The sequence below is a fragment of the Methylobacterium sp. genome, assembly GCF_019750675.1.
Classification (GTDB): domain Bacteria; phylum Pseudomonadota; class Alphaproteobacteria; order Rhizobiales; family Beijerinckiaceae; genus Methylobacterium.
Genome location: NZ_JAIEOF010000348.1, coordinates 1 through 5,544 on the forward strand (window position 1 = coordinate 1; position 5,544 = coordinate 5,544).

Annotated in this window: 3 protein-coding genes and 1 pseudogene; all 4 read right to left on the reverse strand. The window is 65.1% G+C overall.

Annotated elements, in window-relative coordinates; genetic code table 11:
• Positions 1–143: pseudogene (locus tag K2X24_RS17730) on the reverse strand (30S ribosomal protein S7); the annotation flags it as partial.
• A gap of 103 nt (positions 144–246) precedes the next feature.
• Complete coding sequence (gene rpsL, locus K2X24_RS17735) at positions 247–618, reverse strand: 30S ribosomal protein S12 (RefSeq protein ID WP_018044234.1); 372 nt, start codon at positions 616–618, stop codon at positions 247–249.
• A gap of 440 nt (positions 619–1,058) precedes the next feature.
• Entirely contained in the window at positions 1,059–1,652 is a 594-nt protein-coding gene (locus tag K2X24_RS17740) for a DUF805 domain-containing protein (RefSeq protein WP_292499653.1), read from the reverse strand.
• A gap of 217 nt (positions 1,653–1,869) precedes the next feature.
• Positions 1,870–5,544 (reverse strand): DNA-directed RNA polymerase subunit beta' (gene rpoC / locus K2X24_RS17745; RefSeq protein ID WP_292499654.1); only part of this gene is annotated, 3,675 nt, incomplete at its 5' end.

Consider the following 5,544-nt stretch of genomic DNA (forward strand, 5'->3'; position numbering starts at 1 on the left):
TCGAAGGCGCCGTACACGATGCGCTCGGCGGTGGACTTCTTGCCCTCGTACATGATGGAATTCATGAACTTGGTCAGCACGATGTCCCCGTACTTCGGGTCCGGGATGATCTCACGCTTTTCGGCAGAATGGCGGCGGGACATCGCTCGCTCCGTCTAAACTTGGGTCTTGAAACCACCCTGCGCAGGCCGCCTTGAGCCTCACGCGGGGCCGGCGACATCCTTACAGGGTGCGCGAATTTCGGTCTTACTTCGGGCGCTTGGCGCCGTACTTCGAACGGCGCTGCTTGCGGCCCTTCACGCCCTGCGTGTCGAGGACGCCGCGCAGGATGTGGTAACGAACACCCGGCAAGTCCTTCACGCGGCCGCCCCGGATCATCACCACGGAGTGCTCCTGAAGGTTGTGACCCTCACCCGGGATGTAACCGATGACCTCGAAGCCGTTGGTGAGACGAACCTTCGCGACCTTGCGGAGCGCGGAGTTCGGCTTCTTCGGGGTCGTCGTGTAGACGCGGGTGCAGACGCCACGCTTCTGCGGGCAGGCGTCGAGCGCCGGCACCTTGTTGCGGCTCTTCTGCGCCTTGCGCGGCTGAGCGATCAGCTGGTTGATCGTCGGCATGCCAATCCTCTCGAAACGCGTCACCGTCGGTGACCGTCGAAATCCAAATCTCGTTGTGGTCGGCCCCGGCATCGCACAAAGCTGTGCGACGAAACGCAAAGCCGCGCCCCAGGCTGATGTCAGCCTTTGGCGCGCCGTTGCAAGCAGAGGATCACCTGCATCGAAGCAAGCGATCATGCCGGACTGACACGTGTTCGTCTGTTGAAGTCGGATGCGTTTAGGAAGCCTGGATCGAGGCTCTGGGCCTCACGATCGTTTGCTGCCTACGGCCAGCCGTTCAATGAGGGCCTGATAGAGGTGGATTCGGCCCGCGTCAACCCGTTCCGTTACAAGTTCATGAAGGCGGAGCGGCGGGATGGCGGTTTCCATGACCCGCGAGCCGGGGTGGGACGCGAGGGGGCTTCGCCCAATCGGTCCATCCACCGTTGCTGATCGGGTCGCTAGTCGATTCCCGGGTGCATCGGGTCCGGCCCGAACTGGTTCGGACCCTCGTTTCCGCGACGGACGAGGACACCGAAGAACACCCACAGCATCGCGGCCATGGTTATCAAGCCGAGCAGCAACGTCAGCGTCGCATGGTTCGGGTTGGTCACGGTGGAAAAGATAGTCAGCAGCATGGGCGGAATCGCGATCAGCGACCACCAGCCCGAACGTCCGATATCGTGGAACCGCTTGATGCCGAGGACGATACCCGACCAAGAAAGGACGAGTGAGACGATTACGCCGAGGATTGGGATCCATCCGGTGAGGAGCCCGACGCAGGACGTGACCAGAAACCCGTAGAGCCAATACTCCCTTCGGGAAATCCGGCCGCTCGGGCTCAGGTAGAACTGGGTCCAATCCCGCTTCGCCGCGAGGGCCCTGAGCGGCGTGCTCGCGGCGAGCGTGTAGATCTCCTTCGCTTCGCCGGCGCTGATCTCGAAGTCGACCTCGTCGCCCGCCGCCGGAGGTGCATTACGCAGGTCGCTCAGGGCGAAGCGATAGCGCTGCCCGTCGTGACCCGAGATGATGCCCGGCCCAGTCGGACCCGGCATCGAGAGTACCCTACCCCGCATCGTCGTTTCTCCGCGATCCGTCGCGTCGCAGGCCGACACAATCAGGACGGGAAATTCTTGAGGGCGGGCGCGTCCATGGTCAAGCTTGGACGGGCACCGTCCTTCGAGGCTTCCCGGTGCCCTGGAATAGCTCTTCAACGCGAAAGGGCGGCTCTTGCGAGCCGCCCCCCCTCGGTCGTTTCGAGCCCTTGCCCGCTTACTCGGCGGCGGGCGGCAGCTCGGAGAGGGGCTGCGCCCCGCTCTCGGCGGCCTTCTGTTGGAGGATCAGGTTGTCGCGACGGCGAGCCACGGCACGGATCTCGGCCGCCATGGAGCCGGTGCCGGCCGGGATGAGCGAACCGACGATGACGTTTTCCTTGAGGCCCTCGAGGTAGTCGATCTTGCCGTTCACCGCCGCTTCCGTGAGGACGCGGGTGGTCTCCTGGAACGAGGCCGCCGAGATGAACGACTTCGTCTGCAGGCTCGCCTTGGTGATGCCGAGGAGCACCGGCACGCCGACGACGGGCTTCTTGCCCTCGGCGAGCAGCTTCTCGTTCACTTCCGCGAGCTCCGTCCGGTCGATCTGATCGCCCGTCAGAATGTCGGAATCACCGCCGTCGGTGATCTCGACCTTCTGCAGCATCTGCCGGACGATGACCTCGATGTGCTTATCGTTGATCGACACGCCCTGGAGTCGGTAGACCTCCTGGATCTCGTTGACGAGGTAGGCCGCGAGTTCCTCCACGCCCTTGATCGCCAGGATGTCGTGCGGCGCCGGGTTGCCGTCGACGATGTAGTCGCCGAGCTCGACCACGTCCCCGTCCTGAAGGTGGATGTGCTTGCCCTTCGGGATCAGGTACTCGACCGCCTCCGAACCGTCATGCGGCGTCAGTGTCAGGCGACGCTTGTTCTTGTAGTCGCGCCCGAACTGAATCGTGCCCGACTTCTCCGCGATGATGGCCGCGTCCTTCGGGCGCCGGGCCTCGAACAGCTCCGCCACTCGCGGCAGACCGCCGGTGATGTCGCGGGTCTTGGCCGAATCCGCCGAGACGCGGGCGAGGATGTCACCGGCCTTCACCTTGCCGCCCGGGTCGTAGCCGATGATGGCGTCGACGGGCAGGAAGTAGCGGGCGTCCGAGCCGCGCGGCAGCTTCATGGGCTTGCCGTCGGCATCGGTCACCAGCATCGCCGGCTTGAGGTCGGCGGTGCGGGCGGTGCCGCGCCAGTCGATGACGACGCGCTTGGCGATGCCGGTCGACTCGTCGGTGGTCTCGGTGATCGACTGGCCGTCGATGAGGTCCTCGTACTGAACGATGCCGTCCGTCTCGGTGATGATCGGGCGGGTGTAGGGGTCCCACTCGGCGATGCGCTGGCCGCGCTTGACCGTGTCGCCCTCGTCCACCCGCAGCTTCGCGCCGTATTGCAGGCGGTGGTTGGCGCGTTCCGTCCCGTCCGAGCCGACGATGACGATGGAGACGTTGCGGCCGGTGGCGATGAGATCGCCGTCCGAGTTCCGGGCGAGGGCCCGGTTGCGGATCTTGATCGTGCCCTCGAAGCTCGACTCGATGAAGGACGAGTCGGAGATCTGGGCGGCGCCGCCGATGTGGAAGGTACGCATGGTGAGCTGGGTGCCCGGCTCGCCGATGGACTGCGCCGCGATGACGCCGACCGCTTCGCCCATGTTGACGGGCGTTCCACGGGCGAGATCGCGCCCGTAGCAGGTGGCGCAGACGCCGCTCTTGGTGGCGCAGACGAGCACCGAGCGGATCTTGACCTCCTGGATGCCGGCCGCCTGGATGGCGGGCAGGTGCTTCTCCTCGATCGTCTCGTTGGTCTTGACGATCACGGTGCCGTCGAGGGCCACCAGGTCCTCGGCCGTGGCGCGGCCGAGGATGCGGATGGCGAGCGGGGCGACGACCTGGCCCGCATCCACGATGGCGCGCATGCGGATGCCGTTGGTGGTGCCACAATCGGTCTCGCGGATGACGGCGTCCTGCGCCACGTCCACGAGACGACGGGTCAGGTAACCCGAGTTCGCGGTCTTCAGCGCCGTATCCGCGAGGCCCTTACGGGCGCCGTGGGTGGAGTTGAAGTACTCGAGAACGTCGAGGCCTTCCTTGAAGTTCGAGATGATCGGTGTCTCGATGATCTCGCCCGAGGGCTTGGACATCAGGCCGCGCATGGCGGCGAGCTGGCGCATCTGCTCGCGGGAGCCGCGGGCGCCGGAATTCGCCATCATGTAGACCGAGTTGACCTGCTTGTCGGTCCCGTTCTCGTCCTTCTGGACGGCGGAAATCGCGGCCATCATCTCGTCCGCGAGGCGGGCCGAGCACTTGCCCCAGGCATCGACGACTTTGTTGTACTTCTCACCCTGGGTGATCAGGCCGTCGTTGAACTGCTGCTCGAACTCCTTGACGAGGTCGCGGGTCGAACCGACGATCGACCACTTGTTGGCCGGGACCACCATGTCGTCCTTGCCGAACGAGATGCCGGCCTTGAACGCGTGGTTGAAGCCGAGCGCCATGATGCGATCGCAGAAGATCACCGACTCCTTCTGACCGCAGTGGCGGTAGACGGTGTCGATCATCGCCGAGATCTCCTTCTTGGTCATCAGCTTGTTGACGACGTCGAAGGGCACCTTGGCGTGCTGCGGCAGGGCCGTGGACAGGATCACCCGGCCCGGCGTGGTGTCGTAGGTCTTGGTCAGCGGCTCGCCGTCCGGCCCGATGCCGTTCCAGCGCCAGCGGATCTTCGTGTGCAGCTTGACGGTCTGGGCCGCCAGCGCGTGCTCGAGCTCGCCGATGTTGCCGAACACGCCCTGCATCGGGTTCTGCTTGTTGGTCGGGTCGAAGGCGCCGATGGCTCCTTCCGCCACGATCGACAGGTAGTAGAGGCCGAGCACGATGTCCTGGCTCGGCACGATGATCGGGTGACCGTTGGCCGGGTGCAGGATGTTGTTGGTCGACATCATCAGGACGCGCGCCTCCAGCTGAGCCTCGAGGCTCAGGGGGACGTGCACGGCCATCTGGTCGCCGTCGAAGTCGGCGTTGAACGCGGTGCAGACCAGCGGGTGCAGCTGGATCGCCTTGCCCTCGATCAACTTGGGCTCGAAGGCCTGGATGCCGAGGCGGTGCAGCGTCGGCGCGCGGTTGAGCATGACGGGATGCTCACGGATGACCTCGTCCAGGATGTCCCAGACCTCGGGCTTCTCCTTCTCGACGAGCTTCTTGGCCTGCTTCACGGTGGCCGAGAAACCCTTGGCGTCGAGGCGCGCGTAGATGAACGGCTTGAACAGTTCGAGCGCCATCTTCTTGGGCAGCCCGCACTGGTGCAGCTTCAGCTCCGGACCCACCACAATGACCGAGCGGCCGGAATAGTCGACGCGCTTGCCGAGCAGGTTCTGGCGGAAGCGGCCCTGCTTGCCCTTCAGCATGTCGGCGAGCGACTTCAGCGGGCGCTTGTTGGCGCCCGTGATGACGCGGCCGCGGCGGCCGTTGTCGAACAGCGCGTCCACCGCCTCCTGAAGCATGCGCTTCTCGTTGCGGATGATGATGTCCGGCGCGCGCAGCTCGATCAGCCGCTTCAGGCGGTTGTTGCGATTGATGACGCGGCGGTAGAGGTCGTTCAGATCGGACGTGGCGAAACGGCCGCCGTCCAGCGGAACGAGCGGGCGCAGGTCCGGCGGGATGACCGGAACCACGGTGAGGATCATCCACTCGGGCTTGTTGCCCGACATCTGGAAGGCCTCGATGATCTTCAGGCGCTTGAGGAGCTTCTTGGGCTTCAGCTCGGAGGTCGTGGTGGCGATCTCTTCACGCAGCGCGTTGGCGATGCCGTCGAGGTCGAGTTCCTGCAGGATGCGCCGGATGGCCTCGGCGCCGATCATGGCGGT